This is a genomic window from Microbacterium sp. SWDP-B6, assembly GCF_059803615.1.
In genome coordinates this window covers 841033-864491 of sequence record NZ_JAPFGV010000001.1, presented here as the reverse complement: position 1 = coordinate 864491, position 23459 = coordinate 841033, and the positions used below count along the sequence as shown (strand labels likewise).

The window sequence follows — 23459 nt, the reverse complement described above, 5'->3', positions numbered from 1 at the left end:
GACTGATGCGGCATGCACGGTGCCCTAGAATCGGGGGCAACCTCGCAGTGCGCGTATCCGCCCGAGCCTCGTCCCACGATTGGTGTTCCTTGCTTTCCCCTGCCGACTCGCTCGCCCCGGAATGGCTCGTCGTGCCCGACGACGTGAATGATCTTCCCGCCGCTGTGTGGCCCGCCTCCGCAGCCCGCGGCGCCGACGGAGAACTGCGGATCGCCGGCATCTCCGCGACCGCTCTCGCCGAGACGTACGGCACGCCGCTGCTCGTGATCGACGAGGACGAGGTGCGTTCCCGCGCCCGCGCCTTCCGCTCGTCTTTCGACGCGGCGGCGAGCGAATACGGCACGACCGCGCAGGTGTACTACGCGGGCAAGGCGCTGCTGACCACGACGATCGCGCGCTGGGTGATCGACGAAGGACTCCGCATCGACGTGTGCACCGGCGGCGAGCTGGAGGTCGCGCTCGCAGCGGGCGTCGCTCCGGCATCCCTGGGCTTCCACGGCAACAACAAGTCGGTCGCCGAGCTCGAGCGCGCCGTCGAGGTGGGCATCGGCACGATCATCGTCGACAGCGCGATCGAGATCGAGCGTCTGGCGGCGATCACCGCAAGGACGGGCGCTGTGCAGCGCGTGCTGGTGCGGGTCATCAGCGGCGTGCACGCCGAGACCCACGATTTTCTGGCGACGGCCCACGAAGACCAGAAGTTCGGCTTCCCGCTCCCCGACGCCGAGCAGGCGGTCGCCCGCATCCGCGAGATCCCCGGCATCGAGTTCGCCGGACTCCACTGCCATATCGGATCGCAGATCTTCGGCGTCGCGGGCTTCCGCGAGTCGGCGGAGCGGGTGCTCGAGCTGCACGCCGCGCTGCTCGAGGGTGGACCGGTGCCTCAGCTCAACCTCGGCGGAGGCTTCGGCATCGCATACACGAGCGTCGACGACCCCACCCCGATCGAGATGCTCGCGGGCGAGATCGTCGCCGCCGTCGCGGAGGGCTGCGCCGCACGCGGGATCGCCGTGCCCGCCCTGTCGTTCGAGCCGGGCAGGGCGATCGTGGGCACCGCCGGGGTGACGATCTACGAGGTCGGAACCACCAAGGACGTCGCGCTCGACACCGGAGCCACTCGGCGTTACATCAGCGTCGACGGCGGCATGAGCGACAACGCCAGGACGGCGCTCTACGAAGCGCAGTTCTCGGCTCGTCTCGCCTCGCGGCTCGGCTCAGGGGAGCCGCAGCTCAGCCGGGTGGTCGGCAAGCACTGCGAGTCCGGCGACATCGTGGTCGACCACGAGTACCTGCCCGCCGATGTGTCTCCGGGCGACCTGCTGGCTGTTCCCTCCACCGGCGCCTACTGCGCGCCGCTCGCCAGCAACTACAACCACGTCCCTCGCCCTCCGATCGTCGCCGTGCGCGATGGCCGGTCGGCGATCATCGTCCGCGGCGAGACCATCGCCGACGTCCTGGCACGCGATGTCGGCGTCGGGGCGTCCGAGAACCACGGGTGATCCGCGCGAACGACGCGGTCCCCGACGTAGCACGACTGATCAACCCTCCTAAGGAGAGATGCAATGACGACTGAGTACCGACGACTTCGGGTGGCGCTCCTCGGCGCCGGAGCGGTCGGCTCCCAGGTGGCCGCCCTCCTTCTTCGCCACGGCGACGAACTCGCCGACCGCGCGGGTGCCACGCTGGAGCTGGCCGGCATCGCGGTGCGCAACCTCGATGCGCCGCGCGAGACCGATCTGCCCAAGGAGCTGTTCACGACGGATGCAGAGTCGCTGATCCTCGGCTCCGACATCGTGATCGAGCTGATCGGCGGCATCGAGCCGGCGCGCACGAGCATCCTGCAGGCGATCGGCTCCGGAGCCGATGTGGTCACGGCCAACAAGGCGCTGCTGGCGACGCATGGTCCAGAGCTGTTCGAGGCGGCCGACCGCGTGGGCGCATCCGTCTACTACGAAGCGGCCGCTGCCGGTGCGATCCCGATCATCCGCCCGCTGCGCGACTCGCTGGCAGGCGACCGCGTGGTGCGCATCATGGGGATCGTGAACGGCACGACCAACTACATCCTCGATCGCATGGAGACCGAGGGCGCCGACTTCGCCGACGTTCTCGCCGACGCGCAGCGCCTCGGTTATGCCGAAGCAGACCCGACCGCCGACATCGAGGGATACGACGCCGCCCAGAAGGCCGCGATCCTCGCGAGTCTCGCATTCCACACGGCTGTTCCGCTCGACGCCGTGTACCGCGAGGGCATCACGACGATCACGGCGTCGATGATCGACGAGGCGCGCGCCGCCGGCTTCGTGATCAAGCTGCTCGCCGTCTGCGAGCGCATCGAGGCCAACGGCACCGAGTCGATCTCAGTGCGCGTCTACCCGGCACTCGTCCCCACGTCTCACCCGCTCGCCTCGGTGCACGGAGCCAACAACGCCGTCTTCGTCGAGGCGGAGGCCGCAGGGTCGCTGATGTTCTACGGTGCAGGCGCCGGCGGAGTGCAGACGGCATCCGCTGTGCTCGGAGACGTCGTGTCGGCCGCTCGCCGGCACATCGCCGGCGGTGTCGGCGTGGGGGAGTCCACCAGAGCGAACCTCCCTGTGGTGCCGATCGGTCACGTCACGACCCGTTACCAGATCACTCTCGAGGTCGCGGACGCTCCGGGCGTGCTGGCGACCGTCGCCGGGATCCTGAGCGATGGAGCCGTTTCGGTCGCCACTGTCGTGCAGACCGTCGAAGGAGAGGACGAGCCCACCGCTCGCCTCGTCATCGGCACGCACCGGGCCACGGATGCCGCGCTCAGCGCCACGGTCGATGCGCTCGCCGACAGCTCTGTCGTCGAACGGGTCGTCTCGGTGCTCCGCGTGGAAGGCGAGTGACGATGGCGGCGGGGCGCACGGTCGAGGTGACGGTCCCGGCGACCAGTGCCAACCTCGGCCCTGGATTCGACACCCTCGGACTCGCGCTCAGCGTCTACGACACGCTCCTGGTGACGGAGCTCCCTGCGGGAGCGCTCGAGATCGAGGTCTCCGGTTCCGGAGCAGCCGAGATCCCCCGTGACGACTCGAATCTCATCGTCCGCACGATCGCGCATGTGTACGCGGACGTCGAGCGGCCCCTCCCGGGGCTGCGCATCGTCGCCGAGAACGGCGTGCCGCACGGTCGTGGACTCGGATCCTCAGGTGCTGCGGTCGCGGCAGGCATCCTCGCGGCCAAGGGGCTGCTCGAGGGTGATGTCGAGATCAGTGACGCGGACATGCTCCGCCTCGCCACCGAGATCGAGGGACACCCCGACAACGTGGCGCCCGCGCTGTTCGGCGGGCTGACGATCGCGTGGATGGGTGAGCGCGGAGCGCAGCACAAGAAGCTGCTCGTGCACCGCGGTGTGTCGCCGCTCGTGCTCGTGCCCTCGTACACGATGTCGACCACGAAGGCGCGCTCGCTGCAGCCGCCTCAGGTCTCGACGGCGGATGCGGTGTTCAACGTCTCGCGCTCGGCACTGCTGATCGCCGCACTCATGCAGAGCCCTGAACTGCTGCTCGACGCGACGGCCGACCGCCTTCATCAGGACTACCGAGCCGAGGCGATGCCCGAGACTCAGCGGCTGGTCCAGACGCTCCGTGCGGCGGGCTTCGCCGCCGTGGTCTCCGGTGCCGGTCCCAGCGTGCTCGTGCTCGCCGACGGCCCGGGAAGCCGTCAGGACGCCATGGAACTCGCCGCATCGACGACCGACACCCCGTGGGACGCGCTGCTGCTCGCGGTCGACGTGCGTGGTGGTACAGTGGGGAATCGAGCGGAGGGCTCCACGTAACTGCGTGAATCTGGCCCCATTGCAACTCTGCAAGACCCGCACGCAAACCCCTGTGACACTGCTCTCACCGAGAACTTCGTTCTTTCCGAGAACCCAGTGCAGAGGCTGACTGACGCCGAGCGTCAGTCCGTGCGATCGCGCGCAGCACCCGTTGTGCGCGTGCCGCTCATGTCCCCGAGACCAAAGAGGGAGTACTCGTGGAGAATTTCTCCGAGACCCAGAACGACCAGGCGGCGACTGCCGCCGAGGCTCCGGCAAAGGCCGCGAGCTCCGACGCCGCGACGACTGCCGCGACCGAGGTGGCCCCGGCCCGCAAGCGCGCGCCGCGCCGAGCGAGCACCGCATCGGCCGCCGCGAAGGCCGAGAAGGCTGCTGCGTCCGCAGACAGCACACCGGCGCCCGAGGCCCCCGCTGCCGAGGCGCCTACCGCCGACGCGGCTCCCAAGGCCAAGGCCCCCCGCCGCAGTCGTGCGAAGAAGGCCGACGCCGAGACCGCCGAGGCTCCCGCAGCCGTCGAGGCTTCTGCACCCTCCTCATCGGCTCCCGCAGCGCCCGCCGAGGCCCCCGCTGCGAAGACCGCCGACAGCAGCGACTCCGCTGACACAGCCGGCTCTGCTGACGCTGCCGGCTCGACCGACGAGCCGAAGAAGACCACCGGCCGTGGACGCCGCACGGCGAAGAAGCCCGCGGCCGAGACCGAGGCTCCTGCGACCGAGAAGCCCGCCGAGGCCGCACCGGCCGACGCGACCTCCGCCGCCGACTCGTCCTCCGACTCCGCTGACGGCGGCGAGGAGCAGGGCGGCCGCAACCGCAACCGGAACCGCAGCCGCAACCGCGGTCGCGGTCAGAACGGCACCGCACAGGGCGGCGAGCAGCAGCCTCAGCAGCAGCAGAGCGCACCCGCCGAAGACGAGGGCGGCAACGGCCGCAACCGTCAGCGCAACAAGCGCCGCGGTGGTGTGCCGACCGACGAGTTCGACACCGAGATCGGGGAGGACGACGTCCTCGTTCCGATCGCCGGAATCCTCGACGTGCTCGACAACTACGCATTCGTGCGCACGACCGGCTACCTCGCCGGCCCGAGCGACGTGTACGTCTCCCTCGGACAGGTCAAGAAGTACAACCTGCGCAAGGGCGACGCGATCGTCGGCTCGATCAAGCAGCCGCGCGAAGGCGAGCAGCAGGGGCGCCAGAAGTACAACGCCCTCGTGAAGGTCGACTCGATCAACGGCCTGTCGATCGACGACGCCGCGACCCGCGTGGAGTTCGGCAAGCTCACCCCGCTCTACCCGCAGGAGCGTCTGCGCCTCGAGACGGTGCCCGAGAAGCTGACCCAGCGCATCATCGACCTCGTCGCTCCGATCGGCAAGGGACAGCGCGGCCTCATCGTCGCACCGCCCAAGGCCGGCAAGACGATCGTCCTGCAGCAGATCGCGAACGCGATCGCTCAGAACAACCCGGAGGTCCACCTCATGGTCGTGCTCGTCGACGAGCGCCCCGAAGAGGTCACCGACATGGAGCGCACGGTCAAGGGCGAGGTCATCGCCTCGACGTTCGACCGTCCTGCAGAAGACCACACCACGGTCGCAGAGCTCGCCATCGAGCGTGCCAAGCGTCTCGTCGAGCTGGGCCGCGACGTCGTCGTGCTGCTCGACTCGATCACGCGTCTCGGCCGTGCGTACAACCTCGCGGCTCCGGCATCCGGACGGGTGCTCTCGGGTGGTGTCGACGCCTCGGCGCTGTACCCGCCCAAGCGCTTCTTCGGCGCCGCCCGCAACATCGAGAACGGCGGATCCCTCACGATCCTCGCCACGGCTCTCGTCGAGACCGGCTCCAAGATGGACGAGGTCATCTTCGAGGAGTTCAAGGGCACCGGCAACAGCGAGCTGCGCCTGTCGCGTCAGCTCGCCGACAAGCGCATCTTCCCGGCCGTCGATGTGAACGCGTCGAGCACCCGCCGCGAAGAGATGCTGCTGTCGACCGACGAGGTCAAGATCACCTGGAAGCTGCGCCGAGCCCTCGCGGGCCTCGACCAGCAGCAGGCGCTCGAGGTCGTCCTGGGCAAGCTCAAGGAGACCCACTCGAACGTCGAGTTCCTCGTGCAGATGCAGAAGTCGATCCCGACGCTGCCTTCGGGCGCGCACGGTCACGACAACAACATCCGCTGAGCGGAGCTGACGTGTTCGAGTCCGTCCAGACTCTGATCGACGAGCATCGCCGGGTGCAGGAGGAACTCTCCGACCCGGCGGTGCACGCCGATGCTGCTCGGGCGAAGCGCGTCAATCGTCGCTACGCCGAGCTGTCGAGGATCGTCGCCGCCTATGAGGCCTGGGTGGCGGCATCCGAAGATCTGGACGCTGCGCGTGAGCTCGCTCGCGACGACGAGGCGTTCGCCGCCGAGGTCCCGTCCCTTGAAGAGGGTCTGCAGACGGCGCAGGAGAAGCTCCGGCGTCTGCTCATCCCTCGTGACCCCGACGATGCACGCGACGTGATCATGGAGATCAAGGCGGGGGAGGGCGGTGCCGAGTCGGCGCTGTTCGCCGCAGATCTGCTCCGCATGTACATCCAGTACGCGGCGTCCAAGGGATGGAAGACCGAGCTGCTCGAGCGGAACGAGTCCGACCTCGGCGGCTACAAGGATGTCCAGGTCGCGATCAAGGGGTCGTCGACCGACCCGGCCCAGGGCGTCTGGGCGCACCTGAAGTACGAGGGCGGCGTGCACCGCGTGCAGCGCGTGCCGGCCACCGAGTCGCAGGGGCGCATCCACACCTCGACCACCGGAGTGCTGGTGTTCCCCGAGGTCGATGAGCCCGACGAGATCGCCATCAACCAGAACGACCTGAAGATCGACGTGTTCCGCTCATCGGGCCCTGGCGGCCAGTCGGTGAACACCACGGACTCGGCTGTGCGCATCACGCACCTGCCGAGCGGCATCGTCGTGTCGATGCAGAACGAGAAGTCCCAGCTGCAGAACCGTGAGGCGGCGATGCGCGTGCTCCGAGCGCGGCTGCTCGCGAAGCAGCAGGAGGAGCTGGATGCAGCGGCATCCGACGCGCGCAAGTCGCAGATCCGCGGGATGGATCGTTCGGAGCGCATCCGCACGTACAACTTCCCCGAGAACCGGATCGCCGACCACCGCACCGGCTTCAAGGCGTACAACCTCGACCAGGTGATGGACGGTGCGCTCGAGCCGATCATCGTCAGTGCCATCCAGGCAGACGAAGAAGCCCGGCTCGCCGCGGTGGGCTCCGACTCCTGAGCCGATCGCGCCTCGGTCCTCGCCTGTGCTCCGATCAGGTGCGGGCGGCGTATCGGTGCTCGGGTCGTCCGGTCGCGCCGTAGCGCAGCCGCACCTCCACGACGGTGCGAGCAGCGAGAGCCGCGAGGTGACGCTGTGCAGTGGCGCGCGAGATCCCGACGAGCTCCCCGACCTCGGCCGCCGAGGCCTCGCCATCGCCGAGTGCGGCGAGCACCAGCTGCTCCGTCGCCGAACGCGAGACCGACACCGGTTCTCCGGCGCCGTGCAGGATCGCCAGAGCACGGTCGGCGTCCTCCTGACGCAGGGGCCGGTCGCCGGCGAGCAGGTTGCGGTACCGCGCGTAGCGCTCGAGCAGGCCGATCAGCGCGCGTCGGTCGAAAGGCTTCAGCAGATATCCGACGGCACCTGATCTGAGCGCCCGGCGCACGGTGGGTGCGTCGTCAGCCGCCGAGATGAGGATCGCGTCGATCCCGGCCTCCCGCACCAGAGCGATGCCGTCTCCGTCGGGGAGGAAGACATCAGCGAGGAGCAGGTCAGGGCGCGCCGAGCGGATGCGCTCCCTCGCCTCGGCGAGAGACCGCACCGGCTCCAGGGCGGTGAAGGCCGGTTGGTCGTCGACGATGCTCTGATGCAGCAGGCCGACGCGGAAGTCATCGTCGAGTATCAGTACGCGGAGGGGGTCGGTCATTGCTTCTCCTCGGTCGTCGGAGTGTCGGACACGGCGCGGCCGATGCGCGCGGCGAGAACGGCGCCGTGCTCCCCGCCCCCCGCGTCGATGATCCAGAGGTCTCCGCCACGGCGGCGCGCGATGTCTCGAGCCAGGGGGATGCCCAGACCGTGGCCGTGCACGTGATCGTGGTCGTCCTCACCCGGCGTCCGCGGCGCCATCGGATCGATCCCCGCGAGTCCCGGCCCGGAATCCGCGACCGTGACGACCAGCGCGTCGCCGTCTCCCAGCACCGCGACTTCCACCCAGCGGGGGATCCGCTCTCCGGAGGCGGCTGCTTTCACCGCGTTGTCGACGAGGTTGCCCAGCACGGCTGCGACGTCCTCCGGCTCTGCCACACTTCCGATCAGCTGGGTCTCGTCCGCGATCCGCAACGCGACGCCGCGCTCACCGGCTTCGATGCCCTTGGCGCCGAGGAACGAATGCAGGAAGGGATCGCTGAGCAGCTCGAGCCCGGCGACGGGGAACGCGACCGAGCCCCGCTCGACGAGCTCATCGAGAAAGCCTCTGGCGTCGTCGATCCTGGCCGCATCGATGAGTCCGGCGACCACGTGCATGCGATTGGCGAACTCGTGGCGCTGCACGCGCAGCGCAGTGGTGACCGCGCGCACGGTCTCCAGCCGCTCCGTCAGCGCGATGAGGTCGGTGCGGTCGCGGATGATCAGCACGTCTCCGAGCGGCCTCCCGTAGCGGATGACGGGTCTGGAGTCGAAGTACAGGACGCGTCCGCCCACCACCGCGGTCGATGTGGTGCGCCTGCCCGTCGCGGTCTCGACGACAGCCGGAGGAAGTCCGAGTTCCGCCAGCCGATGTCCGACCGGCGAATCGAGGCCGAGCATCCGGTCGACCGCATCGTTGCTGACCCGCACGACGCCGGCGATGTCGACCGCGAGCACGCCGTCGTCGACGCCGTTGAGCACTGCTGTCTGGTTCTGCACGAGCGCCACGAGCTCTTCCGGCTGCACGCCGAGCGTGAGCCGCTCCCAGCGACGACGCAGCAGAAGGAACGCGATGATCGCCAGGCACACCGCCCCCGCGGCTGTGGCGCCGATCACGGCGAGCAGGGGTGGGAGGTCGTCGAACACGCCCGTGCGCTCGAACCCCACGCTGACCTCGCCGACGGGCACGCCGGCCTCGTCACGCACCGGCACCTTGGCTCTCGCCGACTCGCCGAGGGTGCCGGTCTGCCAGTCGACGACCTCGTTCCCGGCGAGAACCTCCTCGAAAGGCGTGCTGACCATCTGGCCGATGCGTGAGCTGGTGGGGTGGGCCAGGCGGATGCCGTCCGAGTCGGCGATCACCACGAAGAGCGCGCCGGTGCGGTCGGACACGTCCGACGCGATGCGCTGCAGCTCGCCGTTTCTGAGCACCTCGGCCTCCGGCGTCTCCTGCAATGAGGAGATGCGCGCGACCTCGGCGCGAACCTGCGGGTCCTCGGCCAGGGTCCTGGCGATGCCGAGGGCGGTCGACTCGGCTTCGGCGCGCAGCTGCTGCACGGCGAGTGCGAGGTACACACCGGTGCACAGCGCGACCACGAGCGCGACCGTGCCGAGGTGCAGCAGCAGCGTCCGTGTCGCGAACCGAGGTCTCGTCGTCGTCTTCGACACCCTGTTCCCTTCGCACGCGACCATCGCGCAATATGCGCAGAACTCACGCTACGCGCACAACGTCCGGGAATGCGGCATACCGCGCTCGCAAGCGACGGATTGCCTAGTCTCGTCAGGATCCGTCGGAGTCGACGGATTCCCGACGAAGGAGTCACAGCATGCCCGACGTACTCACCGGCCTGTCAGCGGCCGCCGAAGAGACGCCGACCTACGACGTCGCGTTCGTTCCGCCGGAGTGGGTCCTCGTCCTTCTCGGATTCACCATGGTGCTCGCCTTCATGACTCTGATCATGACGAAGCGGCTGACTCCCATGGTGGCGTTGATCCTCGTGCCGACCGTGTTCGGGCTGTTCGCCGGCGCCGGGCTCGGTATGGGCGACATGATCCTCGACTCGATCGCCACCATGGCACCGACCGCCGCACTGCTGATGTTCGCGATCATGTTCTTCGGGATCATGATCGACGTCGGCCTGTTCGACCCGCTGATCCGCGTCATCACGCGCGTTCTCGGTGACGACCCCGCGAAGGTCGTGCTGGGCACGGCGATCCTCGCCGGCGCTGTCTCTCTCGACGGCGACGGCTCGACGACGTTCATCATCACGACCTCGGCGATGCTGCCGATCTATCTCCGTCTCGGCATGAGCCCGGTCGTCCTCACCTGCGTCGCCGGGTTGATGAACGGCACGTTGAACATCGTGCCGTGGGGCGGGCCGACTGTGCGCGCCGCGACCGCTCTGGGGCTGCAGCCGACCGACATCTTCGTTCCCATGCTGCCGGCGCTCGGCGTCGGCATCGTCGTGACGCTCGGTTTCGCCTGGATGCTCGGTCTGCAGGAGCGACGTCGTCTCGGCCGCCTGGACTCCGAGGCGCTGCTCACAGGCGCAGACGGCGGAGCCTTCTCGACGGTGCCGAAGATCTTCCGCGGCTCGGATGCGACGCCCGGTGCCCGTGCGGCGCTGCGCACCGGCAACATCGTCGTCGTGGCGGGTGGGCGCAGCCCGGTGGCCGCGGCGAGCGTGGACCCTGCGGACACGGCCATGGCGGACACCATGCTCGACCCCGCACGGCCCACGCTGCGGCCGAGGCTCATCTGGTTCAACCTCGCCCTCACGCTCGCCGTGATGGTGCTGCTCGTGCTCGACATCATGCCGCTTCCGTACGTCTTCATGGTCGGTGCAGCGGTCGCGCTGCTCGTCAACTTCCGGGGGATCAAGGAGCAGGCGTCGGAGATCGTCGCACACGCCCCGAGCATCGTCGGGGTGGTGTCGATGGTCATCGCCGCCGGAGTTCTGGTCGGCGTGCTGACCGGCACCGGCATGGTCGATGCGATGGCGACGTGGATCACCGATGTCCTGCCGCCGGCGCTCGGGCCCTTCCTCGCACCCATCACCGGAGTCCTGTCGATCCCGTTCACCTTCTTCATGTCCAACGACGCCTTCTACTTCGGCATCCTTCCTGTGCTCGCCCAGAGCGCAGCGACCTTCGGAATCGATCCCGTCGAGATGGCGAGGGCGTCGATCATCGGTCAGCCCGTGCACCTGCAGAGTCCTCTGGTGCCGGCGATCCTGCTGCTCGTCTCGCTCGCGAGCGTCAACCTCGGCGATCATCACAAGAAGGTGCTCTGGCGCGCGGTGATCGTGTCGTTGGTGATGCTCGCCGTCGGCATCCTGTCGGGAGCGATCCCCTTCTTCGTCGCGCAGTGAGAGCGATAGGCTCAGGCCGTGATCACCCTTCTGTTCCGCGCGCTCATGTATCTCGTGTCCGCAGGTCTCGGCCTCATCGCCGCCGACCTCCTGCTCGAGGGCTTCCAGATCGAGTGGGACAAATGGTGGGGATTCGTGGTCTGCATCGTGATCTTCGCGATCCTGCAGAGCGTTCTCGCTCCGTGGGTCAGCAGGATGGCCGATCGCTACGCGCCCGTGCTGATGGGCGGCATCGGGATCTTCTCGACGCTCATCTCGCTCGTCATCGTCGTGCTGCTGCCGATCGGCGGGCTGCGCATCGTCGATCTCTCGGGGTGGCTGCTCGGATCCGTGATCGTCTGGCTCATCACCGCACTGGGCAGCGTTCTGCTGCCGTTGATCTTCCTCCGCAAGAAGGTCGACAAGGTGCGGTCGCGCCGCGGCGCGTGATGCACTCGCGAGAGCGTCAGATCGAGTAGTCCGGCGCGGTCAGCACGGCTCTGGTGTCCTCACCCATGATCCGTGCCCGCGGCTTCGCCGGCACTCCGACGAGGATGCTGTCAGCCGGGGCGTCACGGGTCACCACGGCGTTCGCCCCGACCACCGAGCCCTCGCCGATCGTGACCGGCCCCAGGATCTTCGCCCCCGCGCCGACGGCGACACCGTCGCGGAGGGTGGGGTGACGCTTGCCGGCGTCTCGCGTGCGACCGCCGAGCGTGACGCCGTGGTAGAGCATCACGTCGTCGCCGATCTCCGCCGTCTCGCCGATCACCACACCCATGCCGTGGTCGATGAAGAAGCGTCGGCCGATCCGCGCCCCCGGGTGGATCTCGATGCCGGTGAGCCAGCGCGAGATCTGCGAGGTGGCCCGGGCGACGAGCCGCAGCCGTCGGCGCCAGAGCGCGTGCGAGACGCGATGCGCCCAGATCGCGTGCAGCCCCGGATACAGCAGCGCCACCTCAGCGCCGCTGCGCGCCGCGGGGTCGCGGATGCGCGCTGCCGCGATGTCCTCGCGCATTCGGCCGATCATGCCCATCGAGCGGATCAGCCTTCGCGAAGGTCTTCGTACACGGCGGTCGAGAGGTAGCGCTCGCCGAACGACGGGATGATGACGACGATGGTCTTGCCCGCAGCCTCGGGGCGCTGCGCGACCTGCAGAGCGGCCCAGATCGCGGCGCCGCTCGACATGCCCACGAGGATGCCCTCCTTGCGCGCGGTCTCACGCGCGACACGGATGGCGTCGTCGAAGGTGACGTCGATGACCTCGTCGAGGACATCGCGATCGAGGATGGGGGGCACGAAGTTCGGTCCGATGCCCTGGATCTTGTGCGGTCCGGGGTGCCCCTCGGTGAGAATCGGGGAGTCCTTGGGCTCGACGGCGATGATCTGCACGCCGGGGACGCGCTCCTTCAGAACCTGGCCGACACCGGTGATGGTTCCGCCGGTGCCGATCCCGGCGACGAAGTAGTCGACCGAGCCCTCCGTGTCGCGGAGGATCTCCTCCGCTGTGGTCTTGCGGTGGATCGCGGGGTTCGCCTCGTTGGCGAACTGCTTCGCCAGCACCGCGCCCGGCGTGCGGGCGGCGATGTCCTCCGCCTCGGCGAGAGCGTGCGTCATGCCCTTGGTGGGGTCGGTGAGCACGAGTTCGGCGCCGAATGCCTTGAGAAGCATGCGCCGCTCCTTCGACATCGACGCGGGCATCGTCAGGATCACCTTATAGCCGCGGGCGGCGCCGACCATCGCCAGGGCGATACCGGTGTTGCCGCTGGTCGCCTCCACGATCGTGCCCCCTGGCTTGAGCTCGCCCGATGCCTCTGCGGCGTCGACGATCGCGATGCCGAGCCGGTCCTTGACACTCGAGGCCGGGTTGTAGAACTCGAGCTTGGCCAGCACGGTGGCACCGAGGCCCTCGGTGACCCGGTTCAGGCGAACCAGGGGAGTGTTGCCGAAAGCGGTGGTGATGTCGGAGTGGATTCCGGGCATGGGGAGAGCCTTCCTGTGCGGGGGGACTGCGCGCTCCAGCCTAGGCGAGCACTCTGGAGGGGTGGGCAATATGACACCTTCTGCGCTCTACGCTTGATCCATGCCCGATCTCACCCTCGCCTCAGCCGTGCATGCCGCGGCCCGACAACTCGCCGACGCGGGCGTCTCGGATCCCCTCGTCGATGCCGAGCTGCTCGCGGGCCACGTCCTGGGTCTGCGACGGGGAGAGGTGCAGGCCGTCATCATCCGCGGCGATGCGGTCGAGGAGGCGGATGCGGATTCACTGCGAGCCCTGGTCACCCGCCGGGCGGGCAGGGAGCCGCTGCAGCACATCACCGGAACCGCGCCGTTCCGGCATCTGGAACTCGCCGTGGGTCCGGGGGTCTTCGTGCCTCGACCGGAGACCGAGACCGTGGTGCAGTACGCGATCGACGCCCTCCTGGGTTCCGCGCTTCCCGCGCCGATCGGCATCGACCTCGGCACAGGCAGCGGCGCGATCGCTCTCGCCATGGCCACCGAGGTGCCCCATGCGGGTGTCTTCGCGACGGAGCTGTCGCCCGACGCCTACCCGTGGGCGGTACGCAACACCGCTGGCGTGGACAATCTCACCCTGGTGAATGAAGACCTGGCGCATGCGTTCCCCGAGCTCGACGGCACGGCGTCCGTCGTGATCTCGAACCCGCCGTACGTCCCTGACGCCGCTGTTCCCCGCGACCCCGAGGTGCGCCTCTTCGATCCGTCGATGGCGCTGTACGGGGGAGAGGACGGCCTCGACGTCGTGCGCGTGCTCAGCGTGCGCGCCCTCGAGCTGTTGCATACGGGCGGGCTTCTGGTCATCGAGCACGGCGAGTTGCAGGGCGAGGAGATCCGCAGCATCCTCACCCGCGACGGGTGGCGGGCGGCGGCGACGCACCGCGACCTCACGCTCCGAGACAGAGCGACGACCGCTCTGCGCCCCTGAGACGCGGACACGAACCGCACAGGCATCCCCAACTAGAATCGGATCGTCATGTCCTCCATCTTCGATTGCGGCGATGAGGCCCAGCTCCTCGCCGGCATGCGCCACGCCCGCCAGGCGATCAGCCGCGGCGAACTCATCGTCATGCCCACCGACACGGTCTACGGCGTCGCCGCCGACGCTTTCTCGCCCGCAGCGGTGCAGCGCCTCCTCGATGCCAAGGGACGAGGGCGCAACCAGCCCCCGCCCGTGCTCATCGGCACGAAGGAGACCCTGCACGCGCTCGCGGAGTCCGTGCCGGAGCCCGTCCAGCGTCTCGTCGATGAGTTCTGGCCCGGCGGCCTGACCATCGTCCTGCCCGCCCAGCCCTCCCTCGTCTGGGACCTGGGAGACACGGAGGGCACAGTCGCCGTCAGGATGCCCGAAGGGCGCGTCGCACTCGAGCTGCTCGCCGAGACGGGACCGCTCGCGGTCTCCAGCGCCAACCTCACGGGCCGTGAGTCGGCGATCTCGGCGCTCGATGCCGAGCGGATGCTCGGGGACAGCGTCTCGGTCTATCTCGCCGACGGTGTCAGCCGCGACGGGATCGCGTCGACGATCGTCGACGCGACCTCGCTGGTGCCCCGCGGCGCTGAGCCCACCACGGGCGGCGTGCGCATCCTCCGGGTCGGCGCTGTCAGCCGCGAGCGGTTGGAGGAGGTGCTCGGCGATCTGCTCGAGCCCGACGCGCAGGCACCGGAATCGGACGGGGATTCGTGAAGCAGTACCTCTTCACGATCATCCTGACCGCCGCGATCACATTCGCGTTGACCTGGGCGGTCTGGCGGCTGAGCCTGCGGTTCAAGCTCTACCCGACGATCCGCGAGCGGGATGTCCACACCACCCCGACGCCGCGTCTCGGCGGCGTCGCGATCTTCCTCGGCATCGCCGCAGCGATCGGATTCTCGGCCGCGAATCCATTCTTCGCCACCATGTGGATGCCGCCGCAGACGATGTGGTCGATCCTCGCCGCGTCGCTGCTGATCGCCGTCATCGGCGTCGTGGACGATCTGTGGGATCTCGACTGGATGATCAAGCTCGGCGCGCAGTTCCTCGCCGCAGGGATCATCACCGTGGGGGGCGGGCTGCAGATCCTCTCCCTGCCGTTCGGTGATCTGATCGTGTTCTCGAGCTGGTTGAGCATCACCATCACGATGTTCGCGATCGTCATCGTGATGAACGCGGTCAACTTCATCGACGGACTCGATGGGCTCGTCGCCGGCGTCTGCCTGATCGCCAACGGAGTCTTCTTCGCGTACTCCTACATCCTGACGCGTGACACCGGCGCGTCCAGCTACTTCAACCTCGCCTCGTTCCTGGCGGCTGTGCTGATCGGCGCCTGCCTCGGATTCCTGCCCTTCAACTGGAGCCCGGCGAAGCTCTTCATGGGCGACTCGGGCGCTCTGGTCCTCGGCCTGCTGATGGCGACGTCAGCGATCGCCGTGACCGGACAGCTCGAACCCTCCGCCCTCGACCCCGAGCGCCTGGGCCGATCGCAGCTCCTCGGCGCGTTCATCCCGATCCTGCTTCCGCTGCTGGTGGTGCTGCTGCCGCTCCTCGATTTCGGGCTGGCCGTTCTGCGCCGGATGAACGCGGGAAAGTCGCCGTTCTCTCCCGACCGCAAGCATCTTCATCACCGCATGCTCGACCTCGGCCATCGCGACCGCGACGCCGTGCTGATCTTCTACGCCTGGACGGCGGTCATCTCCCTCGCCGTCCTCCTGATGTACGTGGGCGCCCGCGAGGACTGGCCCGGCCAGTATCTTCCCGGGGTCGTCTTCGGCCTCGTGGGAATCGCCGCGTGCCTCGTCATCACCCTGAATCCTCTGCGCCGACGGAAGCCCGCGGCGTCTGCTGAGTCCGACCCGACACCCGTGGAGTCCCCGTGAGCCCGAGCCCCGTTTCCAGCAATCCGATCCTGCGGAGGACGCTGCTCTGGTCCGCCCTCTCGATGGTGGTCCTCGCGATCATCGCCGGAGGTGTCGGTCTTCTCGTCGGCGGGGGAGAGGGCCTCGTGAGCGGCCTGCTCGGCGTCGTGCTCGCCATGCTGTTCCTCGGGATCACCGCGCTCAGCATCCTGATCGCCAACCGCTGGTTCGGCGACCCTCTCTACGTGCAGCTGTTCTTCGCGATCGTGCTCGGCGGCTGGCTGCTGAAGCTCGGTGTCTTCCTGCTCGTGATGATCCTCCTCGCCGGTCAGCCGTGGCTGGACCCCATGGTCTTCTTCCTCTCGATCGTCGCCGGCGTGATCGTGTCGCTGGTGATCGACGTGATCGTTCTCACGCGCATGCGGCTGCCGAACGTGAGCGATGCCACTCTGCCCTCGGAGGCGCCGACGGACCACGCGCCCGGTGTGCAGCTGCCCACCGTCGTGCCCGAGGATCGCGCGCCCGGCAGGCACAACCTGATTCCCGAGCCCCGTGATCAGGACGGGCCGGCCGAAGACGCCCCTCGGTCTTAGGACACCCTCAGATTCTGATAGTGTTGACACGTGCCCGCCGCTCGTTCGCGAGCGCTTGCGCTTGAAGCACACCGACCATCGTCGCCCCGGTTCTGACCGGTGCCCCGAAGCTGGAGCCCGCGCTGTTCAATCTTGCTGCGACCCTGATGCCCAAACTCGCCTCTGACGGCGAGTTCCACGGACCTTCGATCGACGAGTTCTTCCCGGAGATCCTCTTCAACGCGTTCGGGGTCATCCCCGTCCACCGGATCCACCTCGTGCAGTTCCTCGCCGTCGTGGTGGTGGTCCTGCTCCTGGTTCTCGGAACCCGTCGCATGAAGATCGTCCCCGGCCGCTTCCAGAGCGTCGTCGAGATGGGTCTGGACTTCGTCCGCACCAACATCGCGCACGATCTGCTCGGTCGCAAGGACGGCAACCGATTCCTGCCGATCCTCACCACGATCTTCTTCATGGTGCTGTTCATGAACATCACGGGAATCATCCCGTTCCTGAACATCGCCGGCACGAGCATCGCCGCCGTGCCGCTGACGCTCGCACTCGTGAGCTACGTCACCTTCATCTACGCGGGTATCAAGAAGAGCCCCCTGGGCTTCTTCAAGAACGCGCTGTTCCCGGCCGGTGTTCCGTGGCCGGTCTACGTCATCGTGACGCCCATCGAGTTCCTCTCGACCTTCATCATCCGGCCCGTCACGCTGATGCTCCGACTCCTGATGAACATGGTCGTCGGCCACATGCTCCTGGTGCTGTGCTTCGCGGCAACCCAGTTCTTCTTCTTCACCGCAGGTGGCGGCTGGGCCGCTCTCGGTGTCGGAACCCTCGCCTTCGGCGGCGCCTTCACTCTCTTCGAGATTCTTGTCGCCGTCCTCCAGGCATACGTCTTCACCGTCCTCACCGCGGTCTACATCCAGCTCGCGGTCGCAGAAGAGCACTGAGCGGGTCGGCAACTGCCGTCCCACCCAACGAAAGGAAAAACCCGTGGACGCTACTACGGTTCTCGCAGACATCAACGGTCACCTCGCATCGGTCGGCTACGGCCTCGCCGCGATCGGTCCGGCCATCGGCGTGGGCATCGTCGTCGGCAAGACCATCGAGGGCGTCGCCCGTCAGCCCGAGCTGGCCGGTCGCCTTCAGGTCCTCATGTGGATCGGTATCGCCTTCACCGAGGCGCTTGCATTCGTCGGCATCGCCGTCGGATTCATCCCCTTCCCGTAATCTCTACCGACTTCAGAAGGAGACAGGATGCTGAACGCTCTTGTCACGAACCTCGCGGCTGAGGGAGAAACGCCTAACCCGCTGATCCCTGCGTGGTACGACATCATCTGGTCGGGTCTGTGGTTCCTCATCATCCTCGTCGTCGTGTGGAAGGTCGCCCTTCCGAAGTTCACGGCGATGCTCGACAAGCGGTCCGCCGCCATCGAGGGCAACATCGCCAAGGCTGACGAAGCACAGAAGCAGGCTGAGGCCGCGCTCGAGGAGTACACCCGCCAGCTCGCTGAGGCACGCACCGAGGCCGGTGAGATCCGTGAGGCCGCCCGCGAGGACGGCAAGAAGATCGTCGCCGAAGCCAAGGACGCCGCGTCGAGCGAGGCTGCTCGCATCACCGCGACCGCGCACACGCAGATCGAGGCCGAGCGTCAGACCGCTCTCGTCTCGCTGCGCAGCGAGGTGGGCTCGCTCGCCATCGACCTCGCCGGTGGCGTGGTCGGCGAGACGCTCTCCGACGACGCACGTGCGACCGCAGTGGTCGACCGCTTCCTCGCAGACCTCGAAGCATCCGAGAAGGCGGCTCAGTAATGGGCAGCGCGACCACTCAGGCACTCGCGGCATCCACTCAGACGCTTGCCGCAGCGACGGACGTCACTCTCGACACGGCACGGGAGCTGTTCGCAGCCGCGCGTGCCGTGACGGAGTCGTCTCATTTGAGCGGCGCGCTCGCCGACGCCTCGGCTCCGGTCGAGGCGCGACAGAACGTCGTCGCAGCGGTGTTCGGCGGGTTCTCTCAGGACGCCCAGAGTGTCTTGAAGACCGTCGTCGCCGAGCGCTGGTCTTCGGCGTCGCAGCTGGTCGACGGCATCGAGGAGCTCGCCATCCGAGCTGCTGCCCTCGCCGAGCCCCAGGCCGACATCGCGGGAGAGCTGTTCGGCTTCACCCGCGTGATCGCCGCGAACGCGGAACTCGAGCTCGCGCTCGGGAGCCGCCTCGGGGGAGAAGACGCCAAGGGTGCACTCGTCGACAAGCTGCTCGCAGGTGGCGTCAGCGACGCGACTGCGGTGATCGTCTCGTCGCTGGTCCGCCAGCCTCGTGATCGCCGCGTGCGTCAGATGCTCGGTCGCGCAACGCGGGTCGTCGCAGATCAGGGCGACCGCGTGGTGGCCACTGTGCACAGCGCCAAGCCGCTCACGGATGCGCAGCGCACTCGTCTCAGGGACGCACTCTCGCGTCGCTACGACGGCAAGATCTCGCTCAACGAGGTCTCTGACCCCGCCGTCGTCGGAGGCCTGCGCGTGCAGATCGCCGATGACGTCATCGACGGCAGCATCTCCGCCCGTCTCGCCGACCTTCGCCAGAAGCTCGCCGGCTAACACGACTTCGCGCGGGGAACCGCGCACCCAGATACAAAGGGAAGACAATGGCAGAACTATCGATCAGCCCCGACGTCATCCGTGACGCGCTGAAGGACTTCGCCGCAGCATACGAGCCCACTGGGGCCGCGGCGACCGAGGTCGGCACCGTCATCGACGCGGCAGACGGCATCGCGCACGTCGAGGGACTTCCCGGCGTGATGGCGAACGAGCTCGTCACCTTCGCAGACGGCACCAAGGGACTCGCGCTCAACCTCGACGAGCACCAGATCGGTGTCGTCGTGCTCGGTGAGTTCACCGGCGTCGAGGCCGGCCAGGAGGTCACCCGCACGGGTGAGGTCCTCTCCGTCCCCGTCGGCGACGGCTACCTGGGCCGCGTGGTCGACCCGCTGGGCAACCCGATCGACGGCCTCGGCTCCATCGCCACCGACGGCGTGCGTGAGCTCGAGCTTCAGGCTCCCGGCGTCATGCAGCGCAAGTCGGTCCACGAGCCGATGCAGACCGGCATCAAGGCCATCGACGCGATGATCCCCGTCGGCCGCGGTCAGCGTCAGCTGATCATCGGCGACCGCCAGACCGGTAAGACGGCCATCGCGATCGACACGATCATCAACCAGAAGGACAACTGGGAGTCGGGCGACGTCAACAAGCAGGTTCGCTGCATCTACGTCGCGATCGGCCAGAAGGGCTCGACCATCGCTTCGGTGAAGGGCGCGCTCGAAGAGGCCGGCGCTCTGGAGTACACCACCATCGTGGCCGCTCCTGCATCCGACCCCGCCGGTTTCAAGTACCTCGCTCCGTACACCGGTTCGGCCATCGGTCAGCACTGGATGTACGGCGGCAAGCACGTCCTCATCATCTTCGACGACCTGTCGAAGCAGGCTGAGGCCTACCGTGCCGTATCGCTCCTGCTGCGCCGTCCGCCGGGCCGCGAGGCATACCCGGGTGACGTCTTCTACCTGCACTCGCGTCTGCTCGAGCGTTGCGCGAAGCTGTCCGACGAGCTCGGCGCGGGCTCGATGACCGGTCTGCCGATCATCGAGACCAAGGCGAACGACGTCTCGGCATACATCCCGACCAACGTGATCTCGATCACCGACGGCCAGATCTTCCTGCAGTCCGACCTCTTCAACGCCAACCAGCGTCCCGCGGTCGACGTGGGTATCTCGGTCTCGCGAGTCGGCGGTGACGCTCAGGTGAAGTCGATCAAGAAGGTCTCCGGAACCTTGAAGCTGGAGCTCGCGCAGTACCGCTCGCTCGAGGCGTTCGCGATGTTCGCGTCCGACCTCGACGCGGCTTCGCGTCGTCAGCTCTCTCGCGGTGCGCGTCTCACCGAGCTGCTCAAGCAGCCTCAGTACTCGCCGTACCCGGTCGAGGAGCAGGTCGTCTCGATCTGGGCCGGAACCAAGGGAAAGCTCGACACCATCGAGGTCTCCGACGTCCTGCGCTTCGAGCGTGAGCTGCTCGACTACCTGCGTCGCAACACCCAGGTTCTCGAGACGCTGCGCGACACCAACGTCCTCGACGACGACACCGTCGCCGAGCTCGAGAAGCACACTGACGCTTTCATCCTGGAGTTCCAGGGTGGCAAGGGACACGCCATCGGCGCTCCCGGCCACGAGGAGCACGCTGCAGCAGAGGCTGACGACGTCAACCAGGAGAAGATCGTCAAGGGTCGTCGCGCGTAACCGCGTGAGGAACTGAACTCATGGGCGCTCAACTCAGGGTCTACAAGCAGAAGATCAGCTCTGCTCAGACGACCAAGAAGATCACGAAGGCGATGGAACTCATCGCGGCTTCGCGCATCCAGAAGGCGATGGGACGTGTCAAAGCGTCCAGTCCCTTCGCGCGAGCCGTGACGAGGGCCGTGTCCGCCGTCGCGACGCACTCGAACGTCGACCACCCGCTCACGCGCGAGCCCGAGACGATCCGCCGCTCCGCGGTCGTGATCTTCTCGTCGGACCGCGGTCTCGCCGGAGCCTTCAACTCGCAGATCCTCCGTGAGGGTCTCGAGGTTGCGGAGCTCCTGCGCGAGCAGGGCAAGGAGCCGGTGTTCTACCTCGTCGGACGCAAGGCCGTCGGCTACTTCCAGTTCCGTCGCATCGCGGCGGCTGCGGAGTGGACCGGCGACACCGACACCCCGTCGTTCCACACCGCAGAGGAGATCTCGGCGAAGCTGCTCGAGGACTTCGGCCGCGGGGCAGACGACGGCGGCGTCGACGAGATCCATCTCGTGTACAACCGTTTCGTCAGCATGATGACGCAGTCGCCCGAGTCCGTGCGTCTGCTTCCGTTGGAGATCACGGAAGCCGACGACTCGGAGGCCGGCAACGCCGTCTATCCGTTGTACGAGTTCGAGCCGGATGCCGAGACAGTCCTCGACGCGATCCTGCCGGTGTACATCCAGAGCCGTGTCTTCAACGCTCTCCTGCAGTCGTCTGCTGCCAAGCAGGCCGCGACGCAGAAGGCGATGAAGTCGGCCAGCGACAACGCCGACAAGCTCATCACCGACTACACCCGTCTGCGCAACAACGCGCGTCAGGCGGAGATCACGCAGCAGATCGCGGAGATCGTCGGCGGCGCCGACGCACTCTCGTCGAGCAAATAGACCATCAGGAGAGAGACGAAAATGACCCCCACCGCTACGGCTGACCAGCCGGCGACCGCGGTCGTCGGGCGCGTCGCACGCGTCAACGGTCCGGTTGTCGACATCGAGTTCCCGCACGACTCGATCCCCGACATCTACAACGCACTCAAGACCACGATCGTGATCGGCGACTCTTCGGTCGAGATCACCCTCGAGGTCGCTCAGCACCTCGGTGACGACCTCGTTCGCGCCATCGCTCTGAAGCCGACCGACGGCATCGTGCGCGGCCAGGAAGTGCGCGACACCGGCGAGGCCATCTCGGTCCCCGTCGGCGACGTCACCAAGGGCAAGGTCTTCAACGTGATCGGCGAGGTCCTGAACCTCGAGCCCGGTGAGACCATCGAGGTCACCGAGCGCTGGCCCATCCACCGCAAGGCTCCGAACTTCGACCAGCTCGAGTCGAAGACCACCATGTTCGAGACCGGCATCAAGTCGATCGACCTTCTGACGCCCTACGTGCTGGGTGGAAAGATCGGTCTGTTCGGTGGAGCCGGTGTCGGCAAGACCGTCCTCATCCAGGAGATGATCCAGCGCGTCGCGCAGGACCACGGTGGTGTGTCGGTGTTCGCCGGTGTCGGCGAGCGTACCCGTGAGGGCAACGACCTGATCCACGAGATGGAAGAGGCGGGTGTCTTCGACAAGACGGCCCTCGTCTTCGGCCAGATGGACGAGCCGCCGGGAACGCGTCTGCGCGTCGCCCTCTCGGCTCTGACGATGGCGGAGTACTTCCGTGACGTGCAGAAGCAGGACGTGCTGCTCTTCATCGACAACATCTTCCGCTTCACGCAGGCCGGTTCCGAGGTCTCCACGCTGCTGGGCCGCATGCCCTCCGCCGTGGGTTACCAGCCGAACCTCGCCGACGAGATGGGTGTGCTCCAGGAGCGCATCACGTCGACCCGTGGCCACTCGATCACCTCGCTGCAGGCGATCTACGTGCCCGCCGATGACTACACGGACCCGGCCCCGGCGACCACGTTCGCCCACCTCGACGCCACCACGGAGCTCTCGCGTGAGATCGCGTCGAAGGGTCTGTACCCGGCCATCGACCCGCTGACCTCGACGTCGCGCATCATGGACCCCCGCTACTTGGGCGAGGACCACTACCGCGTCGCCACCACGGTCAAGCAGATCCTCCAGAAGAACAAGGAACTGCAGGAGATCATCGCCATCCTCGGTGTCGACGAGCTCTCCGAAGAGGACAAGATCGTCGTGTCGCGTGCACGCCGCATCCAGCAGTTCCTCTCGCAGAACACCTACATGGCCAAGAAGTTCACGGGTGTCGAGGGTTCGACCGTCCCGCTGAAGGAGACCATCGAGTCCTTCGATGCGATCACCCGCGGTGACTTCGACCACGTCGCCGAGCAGGCCTTCTTCAACGTCGGTGGCATCTCGGACGTCGAAGAGCAGTGGGCGAAGATCCAGAAGGAGAACGGCTGACCATGGCATTGCATGTCAGCCTCGTCTCCGCGGATGCGGAGGTCTGGACGGGAGAGGCGAGCCTCGTGGTCGCCAAGACCGTCGAGGGTGAGATCGGCTTCATGACCGGCCACGAGCCGGTTCTGGCCATCCTCGCCGAAGGCCAGGTCCGCATCACTCAGACGGATGGCACCAAGGTGCTCGCCAACGCGCAGGACGGCTTCCTCTCGATGGAGGGCGACGTCCTGACGATCGTGGCAGGCAACGCGGCTCTCATCGCCTGAGCAGTTCAGTTC

The 23459-nt window shown here is 67.6% G+C and carries 23 protein-coding genes; 19 read left to right on the top strand and 4 right to left on the bottom strand.

Annotated elements, in window-relative coordinates:
• Window positions 1-89 precede the first annotated feature (89 nt).
• The 5 genes from lysA to prfA all read left to right on the top strand — a co-directional run bounded on the left by lysA (window position 90) and on the right by prfA (window position 7061).
• Window positions 90-1499 carry a diaminopimelate decarboxylase gene (gene lysA / locus OPU70_RS04355; RefSeq protein ID WP_056376558.1) on the top strand — a complete coding sequence of 470 codons (1410 nt, stop codon included), beginning with the start codon at window positions 90-92 and terminating at the stop codon, window positions 1497-1499.
• A gap of 63 nt (window positions 1500-1562) precedes the next feature.
• Complete coding sequence (locus tag OPU70_RS04350; RefSeq protein ID WP_498557209.1) at window positions 1563-2870, top strand: homoserine dehydrogenase; 1308 nt, start codon at window positions 1563-1565, stop codon at window positions 2868-2870.
• A gap of 2 nt (window positions 2871-2872) precedes the next feature.
• Window positions 2873-3802, top strand: a complete 930-nt coding sequence (gene thrB / locus OPU70_RS04345) for a homoserine kinase (RefSeq protein WP_309687674.1) — start codon at window positions 2873-2875, stop codon at window positions 3800-3802.
• Between the two features lie 197 nt (window positions 3803-3999).
• On the top strand, window positions 4000-5970 hold the full coding sequence (gene rho, locus OPU70_RS04340; RefSeq protein ID WP_475435957.1) for a transcription termination factor Rho: 1971 nt from the start codon (window positions 4000-4002) through the stop codon (window positions 5968-5970).
• Between the two features lie 11 nt (window positions 5971-5981).
• Entirely contained in the window at window positions 5982-7061 is a 1080-nt protein-coding gene (gene prfA / locus OPU70_RS04335) for a peptide chain release factor 1 (RefSeq protein ID WP_042541861.1), read from the top strand.
• A gap of 34 nt (window positions 7062-7095) precedes the next feature.
• Here the strand turns inward: prfA and OPU70_RS04330 are convergent, their stop codons facing one another.
• Window positions 7096-7749 (bottom strand): response regulator, encoded by a 654-nt coding sequence (locus tag OPU70_RS04330; protein WP_079112630.1) that lies wholly within the window; start codon window positions 7747-7749, stop codon window positions 7096-7098.
• Window positions 7746-9395, bottom strand: a complete 1650-nt coding sequence (locus OPU70_RS04325; protein WP_498557208.1) for a sensor histidine kinase — start codon at window positions 9393-9395, stop codon at window positions 7746-7748. Before OPU70_RS04325 ends, OPU70_RS04330 begins: the two co-directional genes overlap by 4 nt.
• 158 nt (window positions 9396-9553) lie before the next feature.
• Here OPU70_RS04325 and OPU70_RS04320 point away from each other — a divergent pair, with 158 nt between their 5' ends.
• The gene (locus OPU70_RS04320; protein ID WP_498557207.1) at window positions 9554-11098 is read left to right on the top strand and encodes a CitMHS family transporter; all 1545 of its coding nucleotides are present in this window, start codon (window positions 9554-9556) and stop codon (window positions 11096-11098) included.
• 18 nt (window positions 11099-11116) lie between these two features.
• Window positions 11117-11527 (top strand): phage holin family protein, encoded by a 411-nt coding sequence (locus tag OPU70_RS04315; RefSeq protein WP_079112633.1) that lies wholly within the window; start codon window positions 11117-11119, stop codon window positions 11525-11527.
• Between the two features lie 16 nt (window positions 11528-11543).
• On the opposite strand, the gene epsC is transcribed toward OPU70_RS04315, so the two are convergent.
• Together epsC and cysK are read right to left on the bottom strand one after the other, a co-directional pair.
• Complete coding sequence (gene epsC, locus OPU70_RS04310) at window positions 11544-12113, bottom strand: serine O-acetyltransferase EpsC (protein ID WP_042541858.1); 570 nt, start codon at window positions 12111-12113, stop codon at window positions 11544-11546.
• An 8-nt stretch (window positions 12114-12121) separates the two neighbouring features.
• Entirely contained in the window at window positions 12122-13060 is a 939-nt protein-coding gene (cysK, locus tag OPU70_RS04305; protein WP_498557206.1) for a cysteine synthase A, read from the bottom strand.
• 100 nt (window positions 13061-13160) lie between these two features.
• Between cysK and prmC the strand changes: the two genes are divergently transcribed.
• The 12 genes from prmC to OPU70_RS04245 all read left to right on the top strand — a co-directional run bounded on the left by prmC (window position 13161) and on the right by OPU70_RS04245 (window position 23447).
• On the top strand, window positions 13161-14021 hold the full coding sequence (gene prmC, locus OPU70_RS04300; RefSeq protein ID WP_498557205.1) for a peptide chain release factor N(5)-glutamine methyltransferase: 861 nt from the start codon (window positions 13161-13163) through the stop codon (window positions 14019-14021).
• A 48-nt stretch (window positions 14022-14069) separates the two neighbouring features.
• Complete coding sequence (locus OPU70_RS04295) at window positions 14070-14777, top strand: L-threonylcarbamoyladenylate synthase (RefSeq protein WP_042541855.1); 708 nt, start codon at window positions 14070-14072, stop codon at window positions 14775-14777.
• A complete protein-coding gene (locus tag OPU70_RS04290) occupies window positions 14774-15946 on the top strand; it encodes an MraY family glycosyltransferase (RefSeq protein ID WP_042541854.1) in 1173 nt (390 codons plus the stop codon). The genes OPU70_RS04295 and OPU70_RS04290 overlap by 4 nt, the downstream gene beginning before the upstream one ends.
• Window positions 15943-16518, top strand: a complete 576-nt coding sequence (locus OPU70_RS04285; RefSeq protein WP_042541853.1) for a Cg1360 family ATP-synthase-associated protein — start codon at window positions 15943-15945, stop codon at window positions 16516-16518. Before OPU70_RS04290 ends, OPU70_RS04285 begins: the two co-directional genes overlap by 4 nt.
• A gap of 146 nt (window positions 16519-16664) precedes the next feature.
• Window positions 16665-17450 (top strand): F0F1 ATP synthase subunit A, encoded by a 786-nt coding sequence (gene atpB / locus OPU70_RS04280; protein ID WP_042541852.1) that lies wholly within the window; start codon window positions 16665-16667, stop codon window positions 17448-17450.
• A gap of 43 nt (window positions 17451-17493) precedes the next feature.
• Window positions 17494-17730 carry an ATP synthase F0 subunit C gene (atpE, locus tag OPU70_RS04275; RefSeq protein ID WP_042541851.1) on the top strand — a complete coding sequence of 79 codons (237 nt, stop codon included), beginning with the start codon at window positions 17494-17496 and terminating at the stop codon, window positions 17728-17730.
• A gap of 27 nt (window positions 17731-17757) precedes the next feature.
• A complete protein-coding gene (locus tag OPU70_RS04270; protein WP_042541850.1) occupies window positions 17758-18312 on the top strand; it encodes a F0F1 ATP synthase subunit B in 555 nt (184 codons plus the stop codon).
• Entirely contained in the window at window positions 18312-19100 is a 789-nt protein-coding gene (locus tag OPU70_RS04265; RefSeq protein ID WP_042541849.1) for a F0F1 ATP synthase subunit delta, read from the top strand. The genes OPU70_RS04270 and OPU70_RS04265 overlap by 1 nt, the downstream gene beginning before the upstream one ends.
• Window positions 19101-19147: 47 nt before the next feature.
• Complete coding sequence (atpA, locus tag OPU70_RS04260; protein ID WP_042541848.1) at window positions 19148-20788, top strand: F0F1 ATP synthase subunit alpha; 1641 nt, start codon at window positions 19148-19150, stop codon at window positions 20786-20788.
• A gap of 20 nt (window positions 20789-20808) precedes the next feature.
• Complete coding sequence (locus tag OPU70_RS04255) at window positions 20809-21708, top strand: F0F1 ATP synthase subunit gamma (protein WP_042541847.1); 900 nt, start codon at window positions 20809-20811, stop codon at window positions 21706-21708.
• Window positions 21709-21729: 21 nt separating this feature from the next.
• Window positions 21730-23184, top strand: coding sequence for a F0F1 ATP synthase subunit beta (gene atpD / locus OPU70_RS04250; protein ID WP_042541846.1), 1455 nt, complete (start codon window positions 21730-21732; stop codon window positions 23182-23184).
• Window positions 23185-23186: 2 nt separating this feature from the next.
• Window positions 23187-23447, top strand: a complete 261-nt coding sequence (locus tag OPU70_RS04245; RefSeq protein WP_042541845.1) for a F0F1 ATP synthase subunit epsilon — start codon at window positions 23187-23189, stop codon at window positions 23445-23447.
• Window positions 23448-23459: the final 12 nt, after the last annotated feature.